Annotated in this window: 29 protein-coding genes; 18 read left to right on the top strand and 11 right to left on the bottom strand. The window is 68.4% G+C overall.

Annotated features, from left to right (window positions below; genetic code table 11):
* The first annotated feature begins 167 nt into the window (after window positions 1-167).
* The 9 genes from glpK (at window position 168) to EPY72_RS02850 (ending at window position 8,670) form a co-directional block, all read left to right on the top strand.
* Window positions 168-1,712 carry a glycerol kinase GlpK gene (glpK, locus tag EPY72_RS02890; protein WP_134670611.1) on the top strand — a complete coding sequence of 515 codons (1,545 nt, stop codon included), beginning with the start codon at window positions 168-170 and terminating at the stop codon, window positions 1,710-1,712.
* Window positions 1,713-2,840: a DUF7973 family transport facilitator gene (locus tag EPY72_RS02885; protein ID WP_135805501.1), complete on the top strand. Its 1,128-nt coding sequence runs from the start codon at window positions 1,713-1,715 to the stop codon at window positions 2,838-2,840.
* Between the two features lie 49 nt (window positions 2,841-2,889).
* Entirely contained in the window at window positions 2,890-3,564 is a 675-nt protein-coding gene (locus EPY72_RS02880) for an HAD hydrolase family protein (RefSeq protein ID WP_134670613.1), read from the top strand.
* A gap of 140 nt (window positions 3,565-3,704) precedes the next feature.
* Window positions 3,705-5,135, top strand: coding sequence for a sensor histidine kinase (locus EPY72_RS02875; RefSeq protein ID WP_135805500.1), 1,431 nt, complete (start codon window positions 3,705-3,707; stop codon window positions 5,133-5,135).
* A gap of 113 nt (window positions 5,136-5,248) precedes the next feature.
* Window positions 5,249-6,163: an aspartate carbamoyltransferase gene (gene pyrB / locus EPY72_RS02870; protein ID WP_134670615.1), complete on the top strand. Its 915-nt coding sequence runs from the start codon at window positions 5,249-5,251 to the stop codon at window positions 6,161-6,163.
* Entirely contained in the window at window positions 6,160-6,621 is a 462-nt protein-coding gene (pyrI, locus tag EPY72_RS02865; RefSeq protein WP_134670616.1) for an aspartate carbamoyltransferase regulatory subunit, read from the top strand. The genes pyrB and pyrI overlap by 4 nt, the downstream gene beginning before the upstream one ends.
* A gap of 94 nt (window positions 6,622-6,715) precedes the next feature.
* Entirely contained in the window at window positions 6,716-7,432 is a 717-nt protein-coding gene (locus EPY72_RS02860; protein ID WP_135805499.1) for a hypothetical protein, read from the top strand.
* A 48-nt stretch (window positions 7,433-7,480) separates the two neighbouring features.
* Entirely contained in the window at window positions 7,481-8,302 is an 822-nt protein-coding gene (locus tag EPY72_RS02855) for a hypothetical protein (protein WP_134670618.1), read from the top strand.
* Between the two features lie 65 nt (window positions 8,303-8,367).
* On the top strand, window positions 8,368-8,670 hold the full coding sequence (locus EPY72_RS02850) for a DUF5779 family protein (RefSeq protein ID WP_134670619.1): 303 nt from the start codon (window positions 8,368-8,370) through the stop codon (window positions 8,668-8,670).
* 18 nt (window positions 8,671-8,688) lie between these two features.
* On the opposite strand, the gene EPY72_RS02845 is transcribed toward EPY72_RS02850, so the two are convergent.
* Complete coding sequence (locus tag EPY72_RS02845; protein WP_135805498.1) at window positions 8,689-9,519, bottom strand: RNA ligase family protein; 831 nt, start codon at window positions 9,517-9,519, stop codon at window positions 8,689-8,691.
* Window positions 9,520-9,620: 101 nt separating this feature from the next.
* Between EPY72_RS02845 and EPY72_RS02840 the strand changes: the two genes are divergently transcribed.
* Window positions 9,621-10,313, top strand: a complete 693-nt coding sequence (locus EPY72_RS02840) for a class I SAM-dependent methyltransferase (RefSeq protein ID WP_134670621.1) — start codon at window positions 9,621-9,623, stop codon at window positions 10,311-10,313.
* On the opposite strand, the gene EPY72_RS02835 is transcribed toward EPY72_RS02840, so the two are convergent.
* Entirely contained in the window at window positions 10,307-10,984 is a 678-nt protein-coding gene (locus EPY72_RS02835; protein WP_135805497.1) for a VOC family protein, read from the bottom strand. The two genes, EPY72_RS02840 and EPY72_RS02835, sit on opposite strands and share 7 nt — an antisense overlap.
* A gap of 69 nt (window positions 10,985-11,053) precedes the next feature.
* Between EPY72_RS02835 and EPY72_RS02830 the strand changes: the two genes are divergently transcribed.
* Together EPY72_RS02830 and EPY72_RS02825 are read left to right on the top strand one after the other, a co-directional pair.
* Entirely contained in the window at window positions 11,054-11,749 is a 696-nt protein-coding gene (locus EPY72_RS02830; protein ID WP_135805496.1) for an MBL fold metallo-hydrolase, read from the top strand.
* A gap of 121 nt (window positions 11,750-11,870) precedes the next feature.
* Entirely contained in the window at window positions 11,871-13,934 is a 2,064-nt protein-coding gene (locus EPY72_RS02825; protein WP_135805495.1) for a caspase family protein, read from the top strand.
* A gap of 2 nt (window positions 13,935-13,936) precedes the next feature.
* Here EPY72_RS02825 and EPY72_RS19930 read toward each other — a convergent pair whose 3' ends face one another.
* On the bottom strand, window positions 13,937-14,071 hold the full coding sequence (locus tag EPY72_RS19930; protein ID WP_280177948.1) for a DUF7503 family protein: 135 nt from the start codon (window positions 14,069-14,071) through the stop codon (window positions 13,937-13,939).
* Between the two features lie 180 nt (window positions 14,072-14,251).
* Between EPY72_RS19930 and EPY72_RS02820 the strand changes: the two genes are divergently transcribed.
* The gene (locus EPY72_RS02820; protein WP_135805494.1) at window positions 14,252-14,665 is read left to right on the top strand and encodes a JAB/MPN domain protein-containing protein; all 414 of its coding nucleotides are present in this window, start codon (window positions 14,252-14,254) and stop codon (window positions 14,663-14,665) included.
* On the opposite strand, the gene EPY72_RS02815 is transcribed toward EPY72_RS02820, so the two are convergent.
* Together EPY72_RS02815 and EPY72_RS02810 are read right to left on the bottom strand one after the other, a co-directional pair.
* Window positions 14,666-14,875 (bottom strand): ribbon-helix-helix domain-containing protein, encoded by a 210-nt coding sequence (locus EPY72_RS02815; RefSeq protein WP_134670625.1) that lies wholly within the window; start codon window positions 14,873-14,875, stop codon window positions 14,666-14,668.
* Between the two features lie 39 nt (window positions 14,876-14,914).
* Window positions 14,915-15,190, bottom strand: a complete 276-nt coding sequence (locus EPY72_RS02810; RefSeq protein ID WP_134670626.1) for a DUF7111 family protein — start codon at window positions 15,188-15,190, stop codon at window positions 14,915-14,917.
* Between the two features lie 89 nt (window positions 15,191-15,279).
* On the opposite strand from EPY72_RS02810, the gene EPY72_RS02805 reads away from it, so the two are divergent.
* Entirely contained in the window at window positions 15,280-15,558 is a 279-nt protein-coding gene (locus tag EPY72_RS02805) for a helix-turn-helix transcriptional regulator (protein WP_134670627.1), read from the top strand.
* A 123-nt stretch (window positions 15,559-15,681) separates the two neighbouring features.
* On the opposite strand, the gene EPY72_RS02800 is transcribed toward EPY72_RS02805, so the two are convergent.
* Both EPY72_RS02800 and EPY72_RS19190 read right to left on the bottom strand, forming a co-directional pair.
* The gene (locus tag EPY72_RS02800) at window positions 15,682-16,824 is read right to left on the bottom strand and encodes an acyl-CoA dehydrogenase (protein ID WP_134670628.1); all 1,143 of its coding nucleotides are present in this window, start codon (window positions 16,822-16,824) and stop codon (window positions 15,682-15,684) included.
* A 60-nt stretch (window positions 16,825-16,884) separates the two neighbouring features.
* Window positions 16,885-17,043 (bottom strand): hypothetical protein, encoded by a 159-nt coding sequence (locus EPY72_RS19190; protein ID WP_168215991.1) that lies wholly within the window; start codon window positions 17,041-17,043, stop codon window positions 16,885-16,887.
* Window positions 17,044-17,227: 184 nt separating this feature from the next.
* On the opposite strand from EPY72_RS19190, the gene EPY72_RS02795 reads away from it, so the two are divergent.
* Window positions 17,228-18,283, top strand: a complete 1,056-nt coding sequence (locus tag EPY72_RS02795; RefSeq protein WP_134670630.1) for a phytoene/squalene synthase family protein — start codon at window positions 17,228-17,230, stop codon at window positions 18,281-18,283.
* A 15-nt stretch (window positions 18,284-18,298) separates the two neighbouring features.
* On the opposite strand, the gene EPY72_RS02790 is transcribed toward EPY72_RS02795, so the two are convergent.
* Window positions 18,299-19,159 carry a 3-hydroxyacyl-CoA dehydrogenase family protein gene (locus tag EPY72_RS02790; RefSeq protein ID WP_134670631.1) on the bottom strand — a complete coding sequence of 287 codons (861 nt, stop codon included), beginning with the start codon at window positions 19,157-19,159 and terminating at the stop codon, window positions 18,299-18,301.
* Between the two features lie 52 nt (window positions 19,160-19,211).
* On the bottom strand, window positions 19,212-19,775 hold the full coding sequence (locus EPY72_RS02785) for a cysteine hydrolase family protein (RefSeq protein WP_135805493.1): 564 nt from the start codon (window positions 19,773-19,775) through the stop codon (window positions 19,212-19,214).
* A gap of 125 nt (window positions 19,776-19,900) precedes the next feature.
* Between EPY72_RS02785 and EPY72_RS02780 the strand changes: the two genes are divergently transcribed.
* The 3 genes from EPY72_RS02780 to EPY72_RS02770 all read left to right on the top strand — a co-directional run bounded on the left by EPY72_RS02780 (window position 19,901) and on the right by EPY72_RS02770 (window position 22,310).
* A complete protein-coding gene (locus EPY72_RS02780) occupies window positions 19,901-20,503 on the top strand; it encodes a DUF7409 domain-containing protein (protein ID WP_244605508.1) in 603 nt (200 codons plus the stop codon).
* 146 nt (window positions 20,504-20,649) lie between these two features.
* Window positions 20,650-21,444, top strand: coding sequence for a class I fructose-bisphosphate aldolase (locus tag EPY72_RS02775; RefSeq protein ID WP_134670633.1), 795 nt, complete (start codon window positions 20,650-20,652; stop codon window positions 21,442-21,444).
* Window positions 21,441-22,310: a class 1 fructose-bisphosphatase gene (locus EPY72_RS02770; RefSeq protein WP_135805492.1), complete on the top strand. Its 870-nt coding sequence runs from the start codon at window positions 21,441-21,443 to the stop codon at window positions 22,308-22,310. Before EPY72_RS02775 ends, EPY72_RS02770 begins: the two co-directional genes overlap by 4 nt.
* 31 nt (window positions 22,311-22,341) lie before the next feature.
* On the opposite strand, the gene EPY72_RS02765 is transcribed toward EPY72_RS02770, so the two are convergent.
* Both EPY72_RS02765 and EPY72_RS02760 read right to left on the bottom strand, forming a co-directional pair.
* The gene (locus EPY72_RS02765; protein ID WP_134670635.1) at window positions 22,342-22,653 is read right to left on the bottom strand and encodes a hypothetical protein; all 312 of its coding nucleotides are present in this window, start codon (window positions 22,651-22,653) and stop codon (window positions 22,342-22,344) included.
* An 88-nt stretch (window positions 22,654-22,741) separates the two neighbouring features.
* Entirely contained in the window at window positions 22,742-23,047 is a 306-nt protein-coding gene (locus EPY72_RS02760) for a MazG nucleotide pyrophosphohydrolase domain-containing protein (protein WP_135805491.1), read from the bottom strand.
* Window positions 23,048-23,084 lie beyond the last annotated feature (37 nt).

Below are 23,084 nucleotides of genomic sequence, written 5' to 3'. Positions count from 1 at the left end.
CCACTTGAGCCCATCGCTCGTTGCACCCCTCCGGCGGTCGGCCGACGACGGATCCCGATCGTCGTCAACACTTATGCTATCGAGGTCCGTGCCCTACACAGACGCGGTCGTCCGAGCGACGTATCGAGGCGGCGAGCTCGACTCCGACGACCGTCCACGGGACCAGAATGTCATCCAACACATACGTCGGCGCCATCGACCAGGGAACCACCGGCACCCGGTTCATGGTGTTCGACCACGACGGCACCGTCGTCGGCGAGGCCTACGAGACCCACGAGCAGATCTACCCCGAGCCCGGGTGGGTCGAACACGACCCGCTCGAAATCTGGGCGAACACCGAGGCCGTCGTCGAGGCGGCGCTCGCCGACGCCGCCATCGAGGCCGACCGGCTCGCGGCCATCGGCGTGACCAACCAGCGCGAGACGACGCTGTTGTGGGACCGGGACACCGGCAAGCCGGTCCACAACGCCATCGTCTGGCAGGACCGGCGCACGACCGACCGCGTGGAGCGACTCGAAGCCGAGGGGAAAGTCGAGGAGATCCGGGCGAAGACGGGGCTCGAAGCCGACGCGTACTTCTCGGCGACCAAAGCCGAGTGGCTACTGGAGAACGCCGACCCGATCAAGACCCAGCGCGCCCGGCCGGCCGACCTACGCGAGCGGGCGGGCGACGGCGAGATCCTGTTCGGGACGATGGACTCGTGGCTCGTCTACAACCTCACCGGCGCGCACGTCACCGACGTGACGAACGCCTCCCGGACGATGCTTTTCGACATCCACGAGATGGCGTGGGACGACAAACTCCTCGCGGAGTTCGACGTTCCCCGGGCCTGCCTGCCGGAGGTCCGCCCGTCGAGCGACGAGGACTACTACGGTACGACCGACCCCGAGGGCTTTCTCGGGGCGGAAGTCCCGGTGGCGGGCGCGCTCGGCGACCAGCAGGCCGCCCTGTTCGGCCAGACCTGCTTCGACGCCGGCGACGCCAAAAACACCTACGGGACGGGGAGCTTCTTCCTGATGAACACCGGCGAGGAGGCCGTCGACAGCGACCGGGGCCTGCTCACGACGGTGGGGTTCCAGCGGTCGGGCGCGCCCGTCCAGTACGCCCTCGAAGGGTCGATCTTCGTCACCGGGGCGGCGATCGAGTGGCTCGAAGACATGGAGATCATCGACAACCCCTCCCAGACCGAGACGCTGGCCCGGAGCGTCGACTCGACCGACGGCGTCTACGTCGTCCCGGCGTTCACCGGGCTCGGAGCGCCCCACTGGGACCAGCGCGCCCGGGGCACCATCGTGGGGATGACCCGCGGGACCCGCCGCGAACACGTCATTCGGGCGACCCTCGAAGCCATCGCTTACCAGACTCGGGACGTGGCCGAGGCGATGATCGAGGACAGCGGGATCGAGATCGCCGACCTCAAAGTCGACGGCGGGGCGGTCAAGAACAACTTCCTCTGTCAGCTTCAGGCCGACATCATCGGCACCGACATCGTCCGGCCGGAGGTCGACGAAACCACCGCGCTCGGGTCGGCGTACGCCGCGGGGCTCGCGGTCGGCTACTGGTCGGACCTCGACGCGCTCCGGGCCAACTGGCGGGTCGACCGGTCGTTCGCCCCCCGCCTCGACGCCGAGGAGGCAGACGCGAAGTACGAACGGTGGGGCGAGGCGGTCGAGCGCTCGCGCGACTGGGCTCGCGACGGCGGTGACGTCTGAATGGCGTGGGCGGAGCTGTGGACGGTCGAGATACTGCTCGCGGCGTTCGCGGGCGGCGCGTTCGGCGCCGCCCTCGGGGCGCTCCCCGCGTTCGTGTTCACCGGCTTTCTCGTAATCGCCGGCGAGACGGCCAACCTCGCCGGAAAGGCGGTCGCGAGCGCCGTCGACCCCGCCGCGGCGGGCGAACTCGGAGCGATCGGTCTCACCGGGTCGGTCGCGTTCGGCCCCGCGTTCTCGCCGGCGGTCAGCTTCGCGGGCGGGGCGGCCGCGGCCGCCTACGCCGCCGAGCGGGGGTACGTCGACGCGCCGTTCGACTACCACGACGCCAAGAACATCGCCATCGCACACGGGAGCCGCCCGGACGTGCTGGCGGTCGGGGGCGCGTTCGGCGTGCTCGGCCACTGGCTGACCGTCGGCTCGTCGACGCTCGGACTCCCGTACGACCCCATCGCGATGGGCGTGGTGCTGTCGGCGGTCGCCCACCGGCTCGCGTTCGGGTACGACCTCGTCGGCGACGTCAGGGGCGGGCTCCTCGACATGGCGCCGTTCGAGGACGGCGACCGGCGCGTGGCCGGTGACGCCCCGGCGGCCGACGGCGGCACGGACGCGGCCCCCGGCGCCGAGGCCCCCGCCGGCCGGTTCGTCGTCGAGCCGTGGCTCCCCCACCAGTACCGGTGGGTCGAGGTCGCGACCCTCGGGCTGGTGGTCGGCGTCCTCGCGGCGTACGTCGCGTATTCGACCGGGAGCCCGTTTCTGGCGTTCGGGATCAGCGCCGCGAGCCTGCTGTTTCTGAATCTCGGCGTCGAGCAGACCCCGGTCACCCACCACATCAGCCTGTCGGCGAGCACGGCGGCGCTGGCGCTCGCGCCCGCCGGAATGGCGGTCTCGCAGGCGCCGCCGTCGGCGGTCGCGAGCGCGATTCCGCTCCTGTCGGCGCTCGCGGTCGGGGCGGCGTTCGGGGTGGTGAGCGCGCTCGCCGGCGAAGTCGTCCAGCGAGTCTTCTACGCCCACGCCGACACCCACTTCGACCCGCCGGCCGCCGCCATCGTGATCGCGACCCTGCTCGTCTCGGTGCTGGCGGCCCTCGGGGTCTTCCCCCAGAGCGTCTGGGTCCCGGCGCTCGGCTGAACCCGGACCGAACGACCGTTTTTAGTGGACAACTCGCCTTCGATGGGACATGGCGCGCCCGCTCGTCCTCGACATCGACGGCACGATGACCCGCCCCGACGACTCGGTCGATCCGCGCTTTTTCGACGTCCTCCCCGAGTGGGACGCTCCGGTCGTCCTCGCGACCGGGAAGGCGTTCCCCTACCCCGTCGCGCTCTGTCACTTCATGTACCTCGAACAGAACGTCATCGCCGAGAACGGCGGGGTCGTGCTCGCCCGCGGGGAGGTGACGCTGAACGGCGACGGCGAGGCCCCGCGCCGGGTCGCCGAGGCGTACGTCGAGGCGGGCCACGACCTCGGGTGGGGGCCGGCCGACCTCACGAACCGGTGGCGCGAGACCGAGATCGCGGTCGCGCGCGACCAGCCGCTGGGCCCCCTCGAAGAACTCGCGGCCGAGCACGGCCTCGAAGTGGTCGACACCGGCTTCGCGTACCACGTCAAGTCCGCGGGGATCGAGAAGGGCCGCGGGCTCAAGTCGGTCGCGCGACTGCTCGATCGCGACCCCGCGGAGTTCGTCGCGATCGGCGACTCGGAGAACGACGTCTCGACGTTCGGCGTCGCGGGCGACTCCTACGCGGTCGCGAACGCCGACGCGAAAGCCAAGCGCGCGGCCGACGTGGTGGTCGAGGAGTCGTACTCCGAGGCGACGCTGGGCGTGCTCGACGAACTCCGGGGCCGGGAGTAAGCGGCCGGTGATCGGTGCGACGACGGTCGAGCGTCCCACGCTTGACGAGCCGATCGAACGGGGAAGCCTAAGTGTTGAAAACCCAACATACTTTTGTCGATATAATAAACTTATATGGACATGAGCGAAACACCGAGTCAATGAGCGACGAGCGGACGATCGACGAGGGGGTTGGCGGCCGCGACCTCGAACTGTACCGCGAACTCATCGAGAACTCGAACGACGTGGCCGCGGTCCTCGATCGGGACGGGACGGTGACGTTCGTGAGCGCTACGGTAGAGCGCGTGCTGGGTTACGAGCCCGACGAGCTTGTCGGTGAAAACGCGATCGAGTACCTCCATCGAGACGACCGCGAGGCGATCACAGAGAAGACCGAATCGCTTCGGGCCGACCCCGACGAGGCCCGGACCGTCGAAGTCCGATTCGAGCGGGCCGACGGCTCGTGGTGTTGGCTCGAGTCGACGATGCGAAACCGGCTCGACCACGACGCCATCGAGGGCATCCTCGTGAACAGCCGCGACATCACCGAGCGCAAAGAGCGCGAGCGCAACCAACGGAAGCTCGCCGAGGAGTATCGCGCGCTGCTCGACACCTCCGGCGACGCCATCTTCCTCCTCGACGTCGAATCGGTCGACGGGGACACCGAGTTCCGGTTCGTGCAACTCAGTTCCGGATACGAGACCCAGACGGGACTGACCACCGAAGAGGTGAAAGGGAAAACGCCCCGGGAAGTGTTCGGCGAGGAACGGGGCGCGGAGCTCGAGGCGAACTATCAGAACTGCGTCGACCGGCGCAAGCCGATCTCCTACCAAGAGGAGCTGTCGATCGCCGAGGACGCGCGGTTCTGGCAGACCAACCTCGCGCCGGTCGTCGTCGAGGGCGAGATCGTTCGGATCGTCGGGATCGCCCGGAACGTCACCGATCGGGTCGAGCGCGAGCGCGAACTCCGCCGAAAGAACGACCGGCTCGACGAGTTCGCGAGCGTGGTCTCTCACGACGTCCGGAACCCGCTCAACGTGGCCCAAGGCCGGGCGGCGCTACTCCGGGCGGAGTTCGAGAGCGACCACCTCGAACCGCTCGCGAGGTCGCTCGACCGGATCGAGTCGATCATCGAGGACACGCTGGTCCTCGCCAGAGAGGGCGCCGCGGTCGGCGACACCGAGCCCGTCTCGCTGACCGACCTGCTCGGGTGTTGTTGGGGCGTGGTGGACTTCGAGGACGGGAGCCTCGAAATAGAAGACGACCTCACGGTCCGGGGCGACCCGGATCGACTGCGTCACGTCTTCGAGAACCTGTTTCACAACGCCGCCGAACACGCCGGCGAGGACGTGACCGTCCGGGTCGGTCGCGACGGACCCCGAACGATCTACGTCGAGGACGACGGTCGGGGGATTCCGGCCGACAGGCGGAGCGTGATCTTCGAACCCGGCGAGTCGTCGTCGGCCGACGGAACGGGGTTCGGTCTCAGCATCGTCAAACGGATCGCGGAGGCCCACGGGTGGACGGTCACGGCGACCGAGGAGCGGACGGGCGGCGCCAGATTCGAGTTTCGCAACGTCGAGATCCGCTGAATCCCGACGCCGTCGGCGCGATTCTCGCCGACCGGGCGGGCGCGAGATCGGCCCGCGTCGGCCACGAGACCACTCCGGGAGATTCAAGAACGCCGCCGCGCATTCCACTACCGATGCGGCACGACCACCTCACATCCGCGAAACAGCTCTCACGGGCCGACATCGAGTCGGTACTCGACCGCGCGGCCGAGATCGACGCCGACCCGGCGGCGTTCGGGGACCGCCACCGCGACGCGGTGCTGGGGCTGTGTTTCTACGAGCCGAGCACTCGCACCAAGATGAGCTTCGAGACGGCGATCAAGCGCCTCGGCGGCGACGCCGTCGACATGGGCACCGTCGAGTCGTCGTCGGTCACGAAAGGCGAGAGCCTCGCCGACACCGCCCGCGTCGTCGAAGGGTACGCCGACGCGCTGGTGTTGCGCCACCCCAGCGAGGGCGCCGCGAAGATGGTCAGCGAGTTCGTCGACGTCCCGCTGCTCAACGCCGGCGACGGCGCGGGCCACCATCCGACCCAGACCCTGCTCGACCTCTACACCATCCGGGAGAACGCGGGGCTCGACGACCTGACGATCGGGATCATGGGCGATCTGAAGTACGGTCGGACCGTCCACTCGCTCGCGTACGCGCTCACCAACTTCGACGCCGACCAGCACTTCGTCAGCCCCGAGAGCCTCAAACTGCCCCGAAGCGTCCGGTACGACCTCCACGACTCGGGGGCGAACGTCCGGGAGCACACCGACCTCGACGCGGTGCTGTCGAGCCTCGACGTGCTGTACGTCACCCGGATCCAGCGCGAGCGGTTCCCCGACGAAAACGAGTACCGCGCGGTGGCGGGCGAGTACGGCATCGACCTCGAAACGCTGGAGTCGGCCCGCGACGACCTCACGGTGATGCACCCGCTGCCGCGCGTCGACGAGATCGCGCCCGAGGTGGACGGGACCGACTACGCGACCTACTTCGAGCAGGCCCACAACGGCGTGCCGGTCAGGATGGCACTGCTCGACCAACTGCTGGAGGCAGACCGATGAGCGACCACGAACTCCGCGTCAGCAAGATCAGAGACGGTACAGTCATCGACCACATCCGCGCCGGACAGGCGCTGAACGTCCTCGCGATCCTTGGCATCCGCGGGGCGTCGGGCGAGACGGTCAGCGTCGGGATGAACGTCCCGAGCGACCGGATGGCGAGCAAAGACATCGTCAAAGTCGAGGGCCGCGAGCTCAGTCAGGACGAGGTGGACGTGCTGTCGCTCATCGCGCCCGAGGCGACGATCAACATCGTCCGCGAGTACGAGGTGGTCGAGAAACAGCAACTCGAATCGCCCGACCGGGTCGTCGGAGTCCTGTCGTGTCCGAACCGCAACTGCATCACGAACGCCGACGAGCCTGTCGAGACCGCCTTCGACGTGCTCGCAGACGGGGTTCGGTGCGAGTACTGCGAGACCATCGTCCGCGACGATCTGGCGTCCCACATCGCGGTCGAATAAGTCCCAATTATTCGCGGCTCAACGCGGGGTTACCCGCGAAAACGGTCGGAACGGTCGCTTTCGTTTATCCGTCGTCTCCGAGTAGGAACGTCGAATGAAGACGAGAGTCACGACTGCGGTCGCGCTGGCGGTACTCGTCGCGATCGCCGGGGCGGGGGTCGCGGTGGGCGCGGGTCCGGTCCCGAACGACGACACGCCCGACGATCCCGCGAACGCGAGCGCTCCCGACGGAACCGACCGCGCCGCCCAGTACAAGGTGTCGCTCCAGAACCTCACCGTCGAGACGTGGCTGATCCGGAACTCGACGGTGCGAAACGCGTCGATCGACGAGGTGGTCGTCCGCAACGCGACGACCGTCGACGGGGCGACCCAGAACGTCACGCTCACGAACGCCTCGGTGGGGCGGTTCGTCATCGACCGCGGCCGGCTCACGAACGTGACCGCCCGGACGCTCGTCGTGCGCAACCGGTCGGTGCTCGACGTGCCCGGCGGCGACCTCTTCGACCCGAACGTCCAGAACCGGGTCATCGAACGCCACTGGACGCAAAATCAGACGGTATCGGGCGTCGTCATCGACCGCATCGTCGTGGACGCCGCCGTCCTCTGTGGGGACGCGACGCTCGGCCAGCGCTCCGAGGCGAGCCGTCGGACGACCGACGACGACCGAGACCTGCCGGCGATCACGGTCCAGAACGGGACCGTCGAGGAGGCGCTCGTCATCCGGGGCGAGGCGACCGACTGGTCGGTCGGCTCGATCGAACGTTCCGAGGCGGCGAACGCGAGCCTGCCCGACGGCTGCGATCGAGGGTGACTCGCCAGAGAGCGAACCACTTACCCCGTCTCGGGCGCAATCGGAGGTATGTTCGGCGTCGTGACGCGCAACGAGGACGAGCTCGAGTGGTCGGAGTTCGACGCGGCCTTCTACGAGGTCAAGGACGTGACCGGCCGGGCCGCCGAGCCCGTGGCGGGCGGGACGAACATGATCTCGTGTTTCGGCGACAACGCCGCGGTCGAGGCCGACCCCGAGCTCGCGCCGGTGTCGGCGGACGGCGAGCGCGCGACCCGCGAGCGCCCCTACTTCGACTGGGCGTACGTCTGTCCGACCCGCGCGGACTACCGCGAGGGAATCTTGGAGATCGTCTCGGACGCCGCCGCCCAGAACCCCGACGTGCGGCTCGACGACGTCGGGTTCCCGCGCGCCGAGTACTGTCACTGCGAGCGCTGTACCGCCCAGTTCGAGGCCAGCGACTTCGACGATCGCTTCGCGTGGCGCGCCGACGTTATCACCGAGTTCGTCGCCGAGGCCGCCGACCGGATCCCCGGCCGGACGTACCTCACGCTCTATCCCGACCCGTACCCGGGCCACCTCTACGAGCGGGCGGGCCTCGACCTCGATGCGCTCGCCGAGTACGTCGACGAGTTCGTGGTTCCGCTGTACGACATGGCCTACACCACCACCTACTGGCTCGAAACAATCGCCAGCGGGTTCGAAGACGCGCTCGACGCCCCCTTCAGCGTCGAGCTCTACGCGGTCGACGTCGACGTCGACAACCTGATCCACGCCGCGGAGGTCGCCGACGCGTACGCCGAGACGGTGCTGTTCGGCTACGACGCCTCGAACGCGCGGGCCGCGCTCCGTCGGCTCAAGGCCGAGTCCCGCGACGGCGTCTCGCACGGCTGACGGCGAACGCGGTTGGCCGGACGGGTGGAGAAGGGTTTTTCCCGAGGGGGTGAGAGTCGGCGGATATGACCAGTGGTTTCGACCTCGACCTGAACGCGGTCGAGCAGGAACTGGAGCGCGACGACGCCGACGCCGAGGGCGACCGCCGGATCGTACTGGGCGTCCTCGACGGGACGACCGACGACGACGAGTGGTTCCGGGCCGTCGAGCGCGGCGACGTGGTCGTGCTGGCCGTCGAGGGCGAGCTCTCGGAGCTGGCGGCCGACCTCGCCGAGAAGGTCAAAGGCCGGGGCGGGAACCTCGTCCACTTCCGGGAGTTCCTGCTCGTGACCCCCGGAGACGTGACCATCGACTCCGACCGGCTGTGAGCCGTCGGACGAGCCCGATCACCGCTCGGACAGGAACCGCTTGAGTAGCGGGGCGGTCTCCGACCGGAACGCGCTCGGATCGACCCCGGCGTCCCCGTCGAACAGCCGGGTCTCGCGCGCGATCGTCTCGATCGTCCGCTCGTACATCGCGTCGAAAGTGATCGCGATCCCGCGGTCGGCCAGCTCCCGGGCGAGCCGCTCGAACCGGGCGTCGGTCGCGTGCCGGCGGACCAGCTCCGCGACCGGCGCCTCGACGGGCGTCGGCTCCGTCAGTTCCCGAACGTCGGGGTCGACGAGCGCGGCGCGGTCGCCGGTCTTGTTCCGGACGACGACGCCGGCGGCGGGCCCGTCGTACCAGTCCGAGTCCGGGATCTCGTAGGTCGAGGGGTCGAAGTCGGCGGCCCTAAGCTCCTTTTCGAACGCGTTCACCGCCGCGAGTCCGAGCCGGTCGTAGATCCGCTCGACGGCGTCCGGCGAGAGGAACCGGTCGTCGGCCGCCGACCACACGTCGACGCCGAGGAACGGCGGGGTGCGCTCCCAGTCGTAGGCCACGGCGCGGTACGTCGTCGCCACCCCGAAGAAGACGGCGTCGCCGGCGCTTTCGAGCGCCCCGCGGAGCGACTCCCGGTCGAGTCGCTCGCGGACGTGCCGGACGGCGTGGCGGACCGCCAACGGGATCGCGTCCGAATCGTATGTGCGGTCGCGACTGCCGAATGCGATCTCGCCCGACTCCCGGAGCCGAAATCGGAGGTGAGCGCCGTCGATCAGCTCCTGGAGCCAGAGGTGGCCCCGGTCGAACAGTCGGTCGGGCGCGTCCTCGACGCCGGGAATCGACGGGTACTGCTTCATCGGGACGGTTCCACGTTCGGGCCCTCGCGGTCATAACTCCTCGCATCGGGCCGAGTCGGCCGACCGACGACGTTTTACGCTCCGGCGCCGACTCGTCGAGGATGGATTCTGACGAGGTTCGCCGCCAGTGGGCAGAGCGGTCGGGCGCGTACTCACCCGAGTACTACGCCTACTACGGGCCGAACGAGACGAGCGAACTCATCCGCGCCCGACTCGACGCCGCCCTCGACCCCGACGCCGCCGTCCTCGAACTGGGGTGTAGCTCGGGCCGCCACCTCGCTCACCTCCTCGAACACGGCTACGAGAACCTCCACGGCGTCGAGATCAACGACGAGGCGTTCGACGTGATGGCCGACGCCTACCCCCGACTCGCCGAGGAGGGGACCTTCTACGCCGACGCGATCGAGGCGGTGGTGCCCGAGTTCGAGACGGGGCAGTTCGACGCGGTCTACTCGGTCGAGACCCTCCAGCACATCCACCCCGACGACGAGTGGGTGTTCGACGAGATCGCCCGGATCACCGACGGACTGCTCGTCACCGTCGAAAGCGAGCGCGCCGACGACCCGACCGACGACGGGCGCGCCTCGACCGACGCCGAGTCCGGCGGGGCCGACGACACCGAAGTCGCGGCGGTCGACGGCGCGGCCGTCGAGGACGTGAACTACGTCCACGACGAGTTCCCGCTGTACTACCGCGACTGGGAGCGAGTGTTCGGCGAGCGGGGCTTCGAGGAGGTCACGACCACCGAGACGAAACGCGACACGCTCCGGGCGTTTCGCGCCGACGGCTACTGAACGGTGAGGAAGTGGCCGTCCGGATCGCGCACGCGGGCCCACTCGTCGCCCGTCTCGATCTCGCAGGCCCGGTCGGCGACGGCATCGACGACCGCCTCCGGGTCGTCGGCCGCGAAGCCGACGTCGACGTGGACGCCCCCGCGAGCGTCCGCGATGCCGAGTTGGGGCTCCCAGAGTTCGAGCGCGACCGGGCCGCCGAGTCGGACCCGCCGGCGTTCGTCGCCCCGGTCGGTCACCTCGAAGCCGAGCGCGCGGTAGAACGACTCGGCCCGCGAGAGATCTTCGACTTCGAGCGCAATCTCGAACACGTCCGAGATGGGGGCGCCACCCCGGCCACAGCTCCCGATCTCGACGCAGTTGCCGTCGGGGTCGTAGAAGTACAGCGATCGGGTTCCGCCGAAGTCGAACTCGGTGAGATCGAACGACGCCGCGAGGCGGTCGTACCACGCGTCGTAGCGGTCCGGCGGGGTCGCGAGCGCGTAGTGGGTGTGGACCCCGCCGCGGGGCACGTCGCCGGGCTCTCGAAGGACGAGAGTCGCGTCCCCGACGTCGAACGCAACCGCGCCGTCGCGGTCGTCGACGGCCGCGAGGTCGAGATGAGTCTCGTAGAACTCGCGGGCGCGGTCGAGGTACTTCGCTTCGAGCGCCAGCCAACTGAGTGCCGAGAGCATCGGTGACAGTACGCACGGCGCGCGCTTAAACGACCGGACTGTTTTGTGAGTCGGGTCCCAAAGACGGGTATGGCACTCAAACGGAGCGGACCGGCGACCGACTACGAGGAGATCGATCGGTGGGACGACGGCGTGGGCTGGATCGCCTACCCCGACGAGACGATGCGCCGGGCGAGCCACGCGCTCGCGACCGGCGGGGACGACGACGAGGAGTCGGCGGTGTGGCTCATCGACCCGGTCGACGCCCCGGAGATCGACGACCTGTTCGCGGAGCTGGGCGACGTCGCGGGGGTCGTCGTCTTGCTGAACCGCCACTACCGCGACGCCGACGAGATCGCGCGTCGCCACGACGTCCCGGTCTACGTGCCGTCGTGGTTCGACACGGTGCCCGCGATGGACGCCGAACTCCGGCGACTCGACGGACGAGTTCCCGGGACCGACTACCGGCTGTTCGAGGTGTTCGACCGGTTCGGCTGGGAGGAGGCCGCCCTCTACGACGAGACCGGGGGGACCCTCGTGGTTCCCGAGGCGGTCGGCAACGCGCCGTACTTCACCACCGGTCGCGAGCGACTCGGCGTCCACCCGATGCTGCGAGCGATCCCGCCGTCGGCCCTTCGCGGGCTCCGGCCCGAGCGAGTGCTCGTCGGGCACGGGTCGGGTGTGCTCTCGGGCGGCGACCGTGCGCTCGCGGACGCGCTCGACGGCTCCCGGCGGCGCATGCCGAAGCTCTACGCCCAGAGCCTCCGGATGTTGCTCCGAGGCTGACCGAACGTTTCCACCCGGCTTCGGACGGTAGCCGATAATTTTTTATTCCCTCTGCGTGTTTGGGGCAATATATGTGTCTCGTCCGAGCCTCGACCGTCGGGGCCCCAGCGGGTGGTCGAGCGTGACCCCCTCGTTCGACTCGCCGTCGGACCGAGACGGCGTGGTGATCCGCGACCACGTCGAGCGCCGAACGTACACCCTCTCGACGTCCGGCGGGGTCGACCCCGACCCGATCGATCCCGACTCGCTCGGGTTCCCCGTCGACGCCGCGGTGTCGGTCACGACCGACACCGTCGTCCTCCCGACGTTCGTCGGCGCGTTCGTCCGAGACGCCGACGGCGCGATGCGGCTGGAAGTGTCGAACGACACCAGCGCCCGGCTCCCAGACGGCGAGTACGGCATCGAGCTGTGCGCACCGATGAAGCTCTACCTCGGCGTCGAGGGCCCCGTAGAGGTGCTCGCGACGCCCGAGCGCATCCGGTTCGAGTTCGCGCCCGGGACCGAGGTCCGCATCGGCGCGCGCTCGCACCACGAGCGCCCGCCGGGGACCGTGACGACCACCGACGACCCCGAAGACGTGCTCGCGGCCGTCTCGACGCTCGGGACCGCGCTCAAAACCACCTCGCCCGAGCGGAGCTTCCCCACGCTTCGAGGCCACCCGCCGCTCGTCGAGCGCGGCGACGACCTCCGGGTGCCCGACGACCTCGACGTGCCCGACACCGGCGTCCGGATCGAGCTTCCGCCCGAGCGCCGGTACGCGTACGTCGCCGCGCCGCTCGCGCTGTATCTCGGCGCGGACCTGGTCGCCGCCAACGCCCCCAGAATCGTCACCGACGAGGGCTTCGAGCACAGCCTCGACGGCCGGCGGGGGTTCGAGGGCGAGGTCAAGCGCGTGCTCAAGCAGACGTTCCTCCTCGACTGCGTGACCCGGACCGAGGGCTACTACCCGGTCGACCTCCACGAGCGACAGGGCGTCGAGCCGCTGGTCGACCTCGACTTCGCGGACCTCTACGACCGGTCGCTCGCCGAGCGACTCCAAGCCCACCTCTCGGTTCCCTACGAGGTCGTCGAGGAGTTCGTGCCGACGTGGAAGCTGACCGCCCACGTCGAACCCACCCCGGAACACGTCGCGGCGCTTCCGTTCCTCGCCGACGACCTCGCGGTCGTCCGGACGCCGCGAACCCGGGAAGTGACCGCCCAGTCGTCGTCCCTCCCGGTCGGCGAGTTCGCCCGCGACGGCGATTTCACCCGAAGCACGGCCGACTCGTCGGGTAAACTTCCGGTCGTCGAACCCGAGCCGACCGACTCGATCGAACAGGCGTGGCTCGGCGACAGCGCGCCGATCGACGCGAGCAAGGCGACCCCGACCGCGTTCCGGAACCGCCTCGACCACGACGAACCCGACGGCGACATCGACATCGTGGTGGTCTGCAACGACACCGCGATGGGCGAGGAGCGCGACCTCGCGGCCGAGGTGTACGGCTCCCGCGAGGAGCTTCCGTTCGACGTGACGGTCCGGCGGGACCTGACCGCGCGCGAACTCCGCGGGGTCCTCGCCGACGACGCCGCGTTCCTCCACTACATCGGCCACATCGACGAGGAGGGCTTCGAGTGTGCCGACGGCCACCTCGACGCCACCACGCTCGAGTCGGTCGGCGTCGAGGCGTTCGTGTTGAACGCGTGCCAGTCCTACGAGCAGGGGATGGCGCTCGTCGAGGCCGGGAGCGTCGGCGGCGTCGTCACCCTCGACGACGTGATCAACAGCGGCGCGGTCCGAGTCGGCAAGACGATGATCCGACTGCTAAATCGCGGCTTCCCGCTCCGGGCGGCGCTCTCGATCGCGAAGGGACGGAGCCTCGTCGGCGACAGCTACATCGTCGTCGGCGACGGGAACGTGGAAGTCTCTCAAACGAAGAGTAAGGTTGCATTGCTCTTCGAGATAGAGACGAATGGCGACGGGTTCGAACTAACGCCACGGAGCTACCCATCGAATAGTATCGGAATGGGCTCGTTCGTCACGCCTCAAATCGAAGACAACTGCCAGTCGTATCTTGCTTCGGGAACCTTAGATACGTTTAGGATGTCTGCAGAGGAGCTTCAGCAAATATTCTTCATGGAGAATCTCCCCGCCAAAATCGACGGCAAATTTTCGTGGAGTAACGACGTGGACTTAGAACAACTCTAATTTTACGGCCCAGCGGAACCCGGTGCGAACGCGGCCATCGCACTCCCGGCCTGGCTGAGCAGCAGCATCGTCGTGAACAGGACGCCCATCATTCGGGGATTCTCTGCGAGGTACGCGGTCAGGTCTTTTTCTGCCATCACCTACACGTAATAGCTATTGTAATATAAAATATTCTATACTTTTCTCAACATTTCAATGTCTGACATAAGTCATAGTAACGACATGGTGCGTGAAATCATTTATCATGGTCCGAGCGCCGACGCGTCCGCTTTCTCGTCGGACGACGAAACTATACCCGAGAAGACCTAACTGCGGGCGTGGTGTACGCGACGCGGGGTCTGGTGACGGCGTTGCTCGAACTCGCCGAGGAGACCGAACCCGACGAGCTGACGGTGGCGCTGGCGGTCACGCCCGGCGACGATCTCGACGGCGCGACCGACGTGCCGGCCGAGGCGGCGGTGTTCACGCACTTCTACCCGCCCGAGGCCGGCGGGTCGCTCACCGCCGTGTTCGGGGTCGATCTCTCGATCCCGGCGGGCCAGACGCAGGGGCGATTTCTGACCCACCGAAACGGCCATCTCGGCGTGTCGAAGACCGACGACCTCCACGAGACGGTGCTGGTCGCGGTGCCGCCGTGGGACGAGTCGTCGCTGGCGGCGTTCGATCGGTCGGGCCGGCGCCAGCCGCTGGAAATCGTCGACGTCGAGCCCCCGACCGAGTCGCTGGCCTGACTACTCCAGATACCCAAGATCCCGGAGCTGTCCCGTGATTTCCTCGAACTGGGCCTCGGTGAGCTTGCCCTGTTTCTGGTGCTGGATGACGATCGACCGGAGCAGAAATCGGACGAGATCGCTGGTGCTCGAGAAGCTGGTGCCCTCGATCGTCTCGTCGACGCGGTCGGCCAGATCCTTCGGGATCGAGACGGTCGTGTACTCTGTCATGCTCCAGTGTGGGGCCGCCCCGCGGATAGATGTTGTGTCCTACATCCCCATGTCGGCGGCCGCGTCCGGAACCGGGAGGTCGTGGGGCGGGACCCCGAGGAGCTCGGCGGCGTGGTCCAGCGCCATATCGAAGCCGTAGTAGCGTTCGAGCTCGTCGCCGTCCGGGCTGGGCCGGACCTTGAGCATGGCGTAGCCCTCGACGTTCTGGGCGATTGTGGCGCTCGCGCGCTCGCCGGAGAACGCCAGCACGCGCTCGTCGTCGGTCTCGTAGTACTCGGCGGTGACGCCCGCGGCGGTCGCTTCGGTGTCGGTCATGGCCGAACGTTAGGAGCCCCCACAGTCGAAGCTACCGGTTTTGACCGCGAAGCGAAACCGTCGTGGTCGCTCGGTCCGAGGAGTCGACCATGACCAAGTGGCTCCAGAGCGGGCGCCGCCGGGACCTCTGTGCTCTACTGTACGAGGCCGACCAGCTCCACGGCCAGCGGCTCAAGACCGCACTCGAAGCCCACTACGACGAGCGCATCGAGTCCAAATCGTTCTACGGCGCGATGGACTCGCTGATCGACGGGGGGTTCGTCGAGAAACGGACCGACGGCATCCACGACGCCTACGCGCTGACCGAAGCCGGCGAGCGCGCGGTGGAAGACCACTACGAGTGGTTGGGCGAGCGCCTCGACGGGTAACTCGGCCGGCCGTCACTCCAGCAGTTCGTTCGCGATCGCGTTCCGGAAAGCCCTCACGCAGGTCGACACCGGCGACCTGCGTTCGCCCTTTTCATGTCCGCCAGGCCGCGATGTGGCCGGCCGTCACTCCAGCAGTTCGTTCGCGATCGTGTTCCGCAGGACCTCGCTGGTGCCCTCGTAGATCTCGTTGAGCTTGGCGTCCCGGTAGTAGCGCTCGACTTCGAAGTCCTTGGTGTAGCCGTAGCCGCCGTGGATCTGGATCCCCTCGTTTGCGACCTCCCGGGAGATCTCGGAGGCGTAGAGCTTCGCCTGCGCGGCGTCCTTGACGAAGTCCTCGCCGCGGATCTTCTTGTCGGCGGCGCGGTGCATCAGCATCTTTGCGGCCTGCACCTTGGTGTCCATGTCCGCGAGCTTGTGCTGGATGGTCTGGAACTCCGAGATCGGTTGGTCGAACTGCTCGCGGTCCTGAGCGTACTCCAGGGAGTCTTCGAGCGCGGCGCGCGCGAGCCCGATCGAGCGGGCCGCGATGGTGATCCGCCCGCCGTTGAGCGTCTTGAGCGCGTGGACGAACCCGCGGCCCTCCTCGCCGAGCCGGCGGTCGGCCGGGAGCCGAAGCTCGTCGAACCGGAGCTCGGCGGTCGGACAGCCCTTGTCCCCGAGCTTGTCCTCGGTTCCCTCGACGTGGAAGCCGTCGTCGTCTCCGGGTCGGACGACGAACGACGAGATGCCCCTGTTTCCGGCCTCGGGGTCGGTCTTGGCGAACACGACCACGGTGTCGGCCACCGAGCCGTTCGAGATCCAGAGCTTGTTCCCGTTCAGGACGTACTCGTCGCCGTCTCTGTCGGCGGTGGTCTCCATCGCGGGCACGTCCGACCCCGCGCCGGGCTCCGAGAGCGCGAACGCGCCGACGTCCTCGCCGCGGTTGAGCGGCGTCAGATACGTCTGCTTCTGGTCCTCGTCGCCGAACGCGTAGAGCATGTTGCCGGCGAGGCTGGTGTGGGCCGCGACGACGGTGCCCAGCCCGCCCGACCCGCGGGAGATCTCTTCGAGCCCGATGGCGTACGAGTGGTAGTCCAACCCGGCGCCGCCGTACTCCTCGGGGAACGGCATCCCCATCAGCCCGAGGTCGGCCATCTCGTCGACCAGATCGCGCGGGAACTCGTCGGTCTCGTCGATCTCCTCGGCGCGGGGCTTAATCTCCTCGTCGGCGAACTCCGCGACCATGTCCCGGATCTGCTTTTGCTCGGTCGAGAGGCTGAAGTCCATAGCCCACGCTTAGGGCGGCGCCGCCCTGTAGTTTTCCATTCGGAAGCGCGAGCCCGCGCGTCAGGACAGCTTCCGGCGGACGTCGTCGGCCGCCAGCGCACCCTGGAACAGCCACGTCAGCGCCGGATGGCGCGGCGCCACGCTGGCCATCCCGAGCAGGACGAACGCCCGCTTTGGCTTGCCGTTCCGGAGCGCGAGTGCGGCCTGTGCGACCAGCATCGCGACGTTGACCGCGGCTGGATCCGGAGCGGGCCGCCGACCAGCACCCTCGCCGCGTCTCTGGGCGTCGGGAACACACCGTGGCCTGACACCGGTGGTCGAAGTAAGCGTTCGGCCCGGAAGCCGCAGGGCTGTCGCGTTTGCTCAAGCTTTTCTGTGTTCAGCCCCAAGGAGCGAGCAGTCAATGGATACGGAGCCGCCCCGCGGGCGCTCTGGTGACGCCGACCTCGAATGGTGCTTCGAGGCGGTTCAGGGCGTCTCCCGAACGTTCGCCATCACTATCGACGTGCTCGAAGAGCCGATGTCCTCGTACATCTGCGTCGGTTACCTCCTCTGTCGAGTCGCCGACACGGTCGAGGACGCCGGACACATCCCGCCCGAAGAGCAGGCCGAACTGCTCGAACTGTACGACAGCGCGCTCGACCCCGAGGACCCGGCGACCGTCGAGGAGTTCCGCGAGGCAGTCGATCCGTACATTCCCGACGACGCCGGCGAGGACTGGGCAGTCGTCGAGCGCTCGCCCCGGGTCGTCGCCACGTTCGAGTCGCTGGGCGAGGACGCCCAGTCGGCGATCTATCCGCCCGTGAGCGAACTCGTCACCGGGATGGCCGAGTTCGTCGAGCGCTACGCCGACGACGGCGGGCTCCGCATCCGCACCATCGACGAACTCGAAGAGTACTGCTGGTACGCCGCCGGAACGGTCGGCGAACTCATCACGAACCTCCTCGCCCAGGACGTCGACGACCGGCGCGCCGAGATCCTCCGCGCGAACGCCCGCGGGTTCGCGCTCTTGCTCCAGCTCGTCAACGTCGCAAAGGACGTCTCCGACGACTTCCGCGAGGAGAACAACGTCTATCTGCCGGCCTCGTGGCTCCGCGAGCACGACGTCAGCCCGTCGAACGTGACCGAACCCGAGAACGAGACGGCCGTCGCGGGCGTCATCCAGCGGGTCACCCACCACGCCAGAGGATACATGGACGACGCCCAGCGCTACCTCGAAGTCCTGCCCGAGTCCCAGGGCAACACCCTCGAAGCGTGGGCGATCCCGTACCTGCTCGCGGTCGGCACCAGCCGCGAACTGCTCGAACGCCCCGAGGACGTCGTCCGAGAGGGCGGCGTGAAGGTCTCGCGAGGCGAAGTGATGGCGCTGATTCAGGCGTTCACTTCCGGGGACATCGAGCGCGAGCGCCTCGACGAGATCCGGAGCGAGATCGCCGAGGAGCCGTACTCGCCGTCCTGAAAGTCCGGACTCCGCTCAGTACTCGTAGAAGCCCGTCCCCGTCTTCTTCCCCAGATCGCCGGCGTCGACCTTGCGCTTGAGTAGGTAGGCCGGCTTGTAGCGGTCCCCGAGTTCCTCGTGGAGCGTCTCGGAGGCGTCCAGACAGATGTCGAGGCCGATGTGGTCTGCGAGTTCGAGCGGTCCCATCGGGACGTTCGTGCCGAGTTTCATCCCCTTGTCGATGTCCGCCTTCGAGGCGACCCCCTCGTCGTAGGCTCGGATGCCCTCGTTGATCCACGGCATCAGGATGCGGTTGGTGACGAAGCCGGGTTTGTCGTCGGACTCCCACGTCTCCTTACCGAGGTCCTCGGCGAGCGCGTGGGCGAACTCCGCGACCGCCTCGTCGGTCTTCTCGCCGACCACGACCTCGACGCCTTTCATCACCGGCACCGGGTTCATGAAGTGGAGGCCGACGATCTGGGCCTCGCGGTCGGTGACCGACGCGATTGTCGTGATCGAGAGCGTGGAGGTGTTGGTCGCAAGCACCACGTCCTCGGGGACCGCCTCGTCGAGGTCCGCGAAGATGTCCTGCTTGATCTCCATGTCCTCGACCGCGGCCTCGACCACCACGTCGCAGTCGGCCAGATCCGCGAGGTCGGTGGTGCCCTCGATCCGGTCGAGCGCGGCGTCGGCGTCGGCCTCGCTCAGTTTCTCCTTGGAGACGAACCGATCGAGGCTGTCCTCGATGGTCTCGAAGCCGCTCTCGACGAACTCCGTCTCGACGTCTCGCATCACCACGTCGTAGCCGGCCTGGGCCGCGACCTGCGCGATGCCGCTTCCCATCGTTCCCGCGCCGACGACGCCGATTCTCTCGGTGCTATCGAGCGTGCGTACCATGGCCGGCAATTCTTGCGGTCGAGCCGTAAGCCTACCGAAGTCCCCGACGGGATTACTCGAACGCCCCGAGCACGTCGCGGGCGTCGGCGACGTCCGCGAACTCCTCTCGGAGGTGTGCGAGCGCGACCTGATGGTTCCGCTCGGGCGCGATGGCGCTCCCGTCGGGCGCTTCGCGGTCGTGGGTCGCGGTGGCGTCGGCGACCACGACCGTCCGGAACCCCAGATTCTCGGCCATCCGGGCAGTGGTCGAGACGCAGTGGTCGGTGGTCAGGCCCGCGACCACCAACGTCCCGTGGCCGCGCTCGCGGAGCCACCCCTCCAGGTCCGTCCCGACGAACGCGCTGTTGACCCGCTTGACGAACTCGCGTTCCTCGCCCTCGGGGGCGAGGCCGTCGACGAAGCCGAACCCCTCGGCGTCGGGCCGGAGCGGCGAGTCGGCCTCTCGGGAGGCGTGGCGGACGTGGGCCACCGGTCGGCCGGTCCGCCGCCACGCCGCGAGGAGGTCCCGTGCGCGGTCTTCTGCGCCGGGGTTGTTTCGCTCGCCCCACTCGTCGGCCTCGAAGCCCCGCTGGAAGTCCACCAGCAACAGCACTGCGTCGTCGGGGAGGTCGTCCATAGATAGCAGTTCGCGGACGCCGATATATTCCTGTCGCCCGCCATCCGGACGGTCATCGTTCGGTCACGCTATGCAAAAAATACAAGCCACGGGAGTGTGAGACCCAACTAACTGGTGACGTCCCCGTGAGCAACAACGACGCCCCCGACGACGAAACCCCGAACGACCCGGCGCGGCTGACCGACATCCGTTTCGTCGGCCCGGCGACCGCTGAGGTGCTCGCGGGCGCGTCGTTCGACGCCTCGGGCATCCCGGACAAGACCGTCTCGTACGAGATGCTGGTCGAGGCGGGCGTGAACGCCGGCGTCGCGACTCGGCTTCGGCGCGAACACTCCCTGCCGTGGTCGTTCGGCGGCGACGAGGACTCGCTCGACGAGCGGTCGTCGAAGGTCCGCGGACTCCAGGACGGCGAGCGCGAGTGGGTCGCCGCCAGCAGCGGCGACTGGGAGTCGGCCGACCCCGGCGCCGACGGCGCGTCCGCGGAGGCGTCGGCGGACGGCAGCGGCGCGGCCGAGGCCGCCGAGGCCGCGTGGCGCGACCGCTCGAAGCCCGATCCGGTGACCGACGTGCCGGGCGTCGACGCGACCGTCTCGGACCTCCTCGCGGAGGCCGGAGTCACCTCCGTCCGGAGCCTCGCGACCGCCGACCCCGAACACGTCGCCGACTCGCTGGAACTCGACCGCGAGCGCGTCGCGGAGTGGCGCGACGCCGCCCGCGACCTCGCCTGATTTTTACTCACTCCGTAGTAATCATTAGTCTGCCCTCGAACCGCCGGAGGGCCGTCGAGGGCCCCCAGATCGGACCGTACCGCCGAGCCCCGTCGCCGACGCGTGACCATTAAACTCTTATGCGAGGTTATCGGATTTTGGAACGAATGATTCCGCTCGACGACTCACCGATCACGCGCGACGGGAAGTCCCTCATCCTCGCCTACGACCACGGGCTCGAACACGGCCCCTCCGCGGACTTCAGTTCGGTCCCCGAGACGCTGGACCCCGAGACGGTCTTCGACATCGCGACCCACGACGCGGTCACGACGCTGGCGGTCCAGAAGGGCGTCGCCGAGACGTACTACCCCTCCTACGACGATCAGGTGAACCTGCTGGCGAAGCTCAACGGCACCAGCAACCTCTGGATGGGCGAGCCCCACTCGCCCCAGAACTGGACGGTCGAGTACGCCGCCGAGCTCGGCGCCGACGCGGTCGGCTACACGGTCTACTCCGGGTCGAACAACGAGAAGGCGATGTACGAGGACTTCCGGGACGTCCAGGAGACGGCCCACTCCGAGTACGACCTCCCGGTCGTGATGTGGTCGTACCCCCGCGGACAGGGGCTGAAAAACGACACCAAAGAGAGCGTGATCGCGTACGCGACCCGCATCGCGCTCGAGATCGGCGCCGACATGGCGAAGGTCAAGTACCCCGGCTCCCGGGAGTCGATGGAGTGGGCGGTCGAGTCCGCGGCCGACGTGCCCGTCGTCATGTCGGGCGGCTCGAAGGTCAGCGACTACGAGTTCCTCTCGAGCGTCGAGGCAGTGATGGACGCCGGGGGCTCCGGACTCGCGGTCGGTCGGAACGTCTGGCAGCGCGAGGATCCGGAGGCGATCCTCGACGCGCTCGAACAGGTGATCTTCGAGGACGCGACCGCCGACGAAGCGCTCGACGAATGAGCGACCCCGGCGCCGACCCGATCTCGCGGGTCGTCGAGACGGTCGCGAACGCGGCCCCCGAGATCCGGAGCGGACTCGCGGGTCGCCGTCGAAAGGCCGACGAGCAAAACCCCAGCGGCGAGACCCAACTGGCCGCCGACGTGTGGGCCGACGAACTGCTCGAAGACCGCCTGACGGCCCTCGACGGCGTCGGCCAGTTCGCCAGCGAGGAGCGCGAAGGCGTCGTCGACGCGGGCGAGGGGTACGCCGTCGCGATCGACCCCCTCGACGGCTCGTCGAACCTCAAGTCCAACAACTCGATGGGGACGATCGTCGGCGTCTACGACGACGACCTCCCCGCGAGAGGGCGGGAGCTCGTTGGGGCCGCCTACGTCCTCTACGGGCCGATCACGACGATGGTAGTCGCCCGGGACGGCGCGGTGACCGAGTACGTTTTGGAGGGTGCGGACGGCGAACTCGCCGACCGACGGGCGGTCCGCGAGGACCTCTCGTTGCCCGACGAGCCGGTCGTCTACGGCTTCGGCGGGCGCGTGCCCGACTGGACCGACCGGTTCGCCGACTACGCCGGAGAGATCGAGCGCGAACTCAAACTCCGGTACGGCGGTGCGATGATCGGCGACGTGAATCAGGTGGTGACCTACGGCGGGGTGTTTGGCTACCCCGAACTCGACTCCCGGCCCGAGGGCAAGCTCCGGCTCCAGTTCGAGGCCAACCCGATCGCCTACATCGTCGAATCGGCCGGCGGGGCGTCCTCGGACGGTGCCGGGTCGATCCTCGACGCCGACGCCGACGAACTCCACCAGCGCACGCCGGTGTACGTCGGCAACGAGGGGCTCGTCGATCGGCTGGAGTCGGCGTTCGAGTAGCCCCGCCCGTCTCGTCTTCTCGCGCCGTCAGTCACTCCGCCGAGAGGCGCCACTCGTCGTCGCCGACGCGTTCGGTCAACAGCTCCCGGCTCCCGTCGCCGAGTAGTCGCAACTGGAAGCTCCCGTCGTCGCGGGCCACGTCGAGGTTCAACGTCGTCACGTCGGCGGTCGTCTCACGGCGGCGCTCGTCGGGATCGGCGTCCCCGTCCGCGCGCAGGCCGTAGTCGTCGTAGTCGAGAAACACCGACTCGGCGATGGTCCCGTCGTCGGTGTACACGTCACCCATGAGTCCGCTCCGGTCGTCGTCCTCGGTGATCACGAGCGTGTACGTTTCCATCGGCATGTGGTCGGGTTCGACGGCATCCGGGTTGAGTGTGGGGGCCGCGGGCGACGAACCCCGGCCGGTGACGGGCGTCGAAACCGCCCGGAACTCACTCGCCCGAGCCGGCGTCGCCGGTTTCGTCGAGCCGCACCTCGTACTTCGCGAGCGCGGAGTCGAGGGCGTCGTCGGCGTCGACCCCGACCGACTCGGCGAGCGCGAGCAACGCGAACAGCGCGTCACCGAGTTCGTCCTCCGAGAGCGCGAGCGCGTCGGGGTCGTCGCCGTAGCCCGTCGAGGTGTTGGCGTCCTTGGCGAGCTCTCCGAGCTCCGACGTTAGGTCGAGCAGGCGGTAGGCCGGCGGCGCGTCGATGTCGTAGCGGTCGACGAACGCCGCGACCTGTCGCTGTGCGTCCATGCCCGACGACCCGAGGGTGAGACAGTTCAATCTATCG

Origin of the sequence: Halorussus marinus (genome assembly GCF_004765795.1) — an archaeon.
Classification (GTDB): Archaea; Halobacteriota; Halobacteria; order Halobacteriales; family Haladaptataceae; genus Halorussus; species Halorussus marinus.
This window is presented reverse-complemented; position numbering and strand designations above follow the sequence as displayed.

Coding starts and splice junctions, on each gene's coding strand:
- EPY72_RS02875 (WP_135805500.1), top strand. CDS start 3,705: ATGAGCGACGAGCGGACGATCGACGAGGGGGTTGGCGGCCGCGACCTC.
- EPY72_RS02815 (WP_134670625.1), bottom strand. CDS start 14,875: ATGACAGAGTACACGACCGTCTCGATCCCGAAGGATCTGGCCGACCGC.
- glpK (WP_134670611.1), top strand. CDS start 168: ATGTCATCCAACACATACGTCGGCGCCATCGACCAGGGAACCACCGGC.
- EPY72_RS02855 (WP_134670618.1), top strand. CDS start 7,481: ATGTTCGGCGTCGTGACGCGCAACGAGGACGAGCTCGAGTGGTCGGAG.
- EPY72_RS02830 (WP_135805496.1), top strand. CDS start 11,054: ATGGCACTCAAACGGAGCGGACCGGCGACCGACTACGAGGAGATCGAT.
- EPY72_RS02785 (WP_135805493.1), bottom strand. CDS start 19,775: ATGGACGACCTCCCCGACGACGCAGTGCTGTTGCTGGTGGACTTCCAG.
- EPY72_RS02770 (WP_135805492.1), top strand. CDS start 21,441: ATGAGCGACCCCGGCGCCGACCCGATCTCGCGGGTCGTCGAGACGGTC.
- EPY72_RS19190 (WP_168215991.1), bottom strand. CDS start 17,043: ATGCTGGTCGCACAGGCCGCACTCGCGCTCCGGAACGGCAAGCCAAAG.
- EPY72_RS02810 (WP_134670626.1), bottom strand. CDS start 15,190: ATGACCGACACCGAAGCGACCGCCGCGGGCGTCACCGCCGAGTACTAC.
- EPY72_RS02850 (WP_134670619.1), top strand. CDS start 8,368: ATGACCAGTGGTTTCGACCTCGACCTGAACGCGGTCGAGCAGGAACTG.
- EPY72_RS02860 (WP_135805499.1), top strand. CDS start 6,716: ATGAAGACGAGAGTCACGACTGCGGTCGCGCTGGCGGTACTCGTCGCG.
- EPY72_RS02795 (WP_134670630.1), top strand. CDS start 17,228: ATGGATACGGAGCCGCCCCGCGGGCGCTCTGGTGACGCCGACCTCGAA.
- EPY72_RS02840 (WP_134670621.1), top strand. CDS start 9,621: ATGGATTCTGACGAGGTTCGCCGCCAGTGGGCAGAGCGGTCGGGCGCG.
- EPY72_RS02845 (WP_135805498.1), bottom strand. CDS start 9,519: ATGAAGCAGTACCCGTCGATTCCCGGCGTCGAGGACGCGCCCGACCGA.
- pyrI (WP_134670616.1), top strand. CDS start 6,160: ATGAGCGACCACGAACTCCGCGTCAGCAAGATCAGAGACGGTACAGTC.
- EPY72_RS02765 (WP_134670635.1), bottom strand. CDS start 22,653: ATGCCGATGGAAACGTACACGCTCGTGATCACCGAGGACGACGACCGG.
- EPY72_RS02760 (WP_135805491.1), bottom strand. CDS start 23,047: ATGGACGCACAGCGACAGGTCGCGGCGTTCGTCGACCGCTACGACATC.
- EPY72_RS02800 (WP_134670628.1), bottom strand. CDS start 16,824: ATGGACTTCAGCCTCTCGACCGAGCAAAAGCAGATCCGGGACATGGTC.
- EPY72_RS02775 (WP_134670633.1), top strand. CDS start 20,650: ATGATTCCGCTCGACGACTCACCGATCACGCGCGACGGGAAGTCCCTC.
- EPY72_RS19930 (WP_280177948.1), bottom strand. CDS start 14,071: ATGGCAGAAAAAGACCTGACCGCGTACCTCGCAGAGAATCCCCGAATG.
- pyrB (WP_134670615.1), top strand. CDS start 5,249: ATGCGGCACGACCACCTCACATCCGCGAAACAGCTCTCACGGGCCGAC.
- EPY72_RS02880 (WP_134670613.1), top strand. CDS start 2,890: ATGGCGCGCCCGCTCGTCCTCGACATCGACGGCACGATGACCCGCCCC.
- EPY72_RS02790 (WP_134670631.1), bottom strand. CDS start 19,159: ATGGTACGCACGCTCGATAGCACCGAGAGAATCGGCGTCGTCGGCGCG.
- EPY72_RS02805 (WP_134670627.1), top strand. CDS start 15,280: ATGACCAAGTGGCTCCAGAGCGGGCGCCGCCGGGACCTCTGTGCTCTA.
- EPY72_RS02835 (WP_135805497.1), bottom strand. CDS start 10,984: ATGCTCTCGGCACTCAGTTGGCTGGCGCTCGAAGCGAAGTACCTCGAC.
- EPY72_RS02885 (WP_135805501.1), top strand. CDS start 1,713: ATGGCGTGGGCGGAGCTGTGGACGGTCGAGATACTGCTCGCGGCGTTC.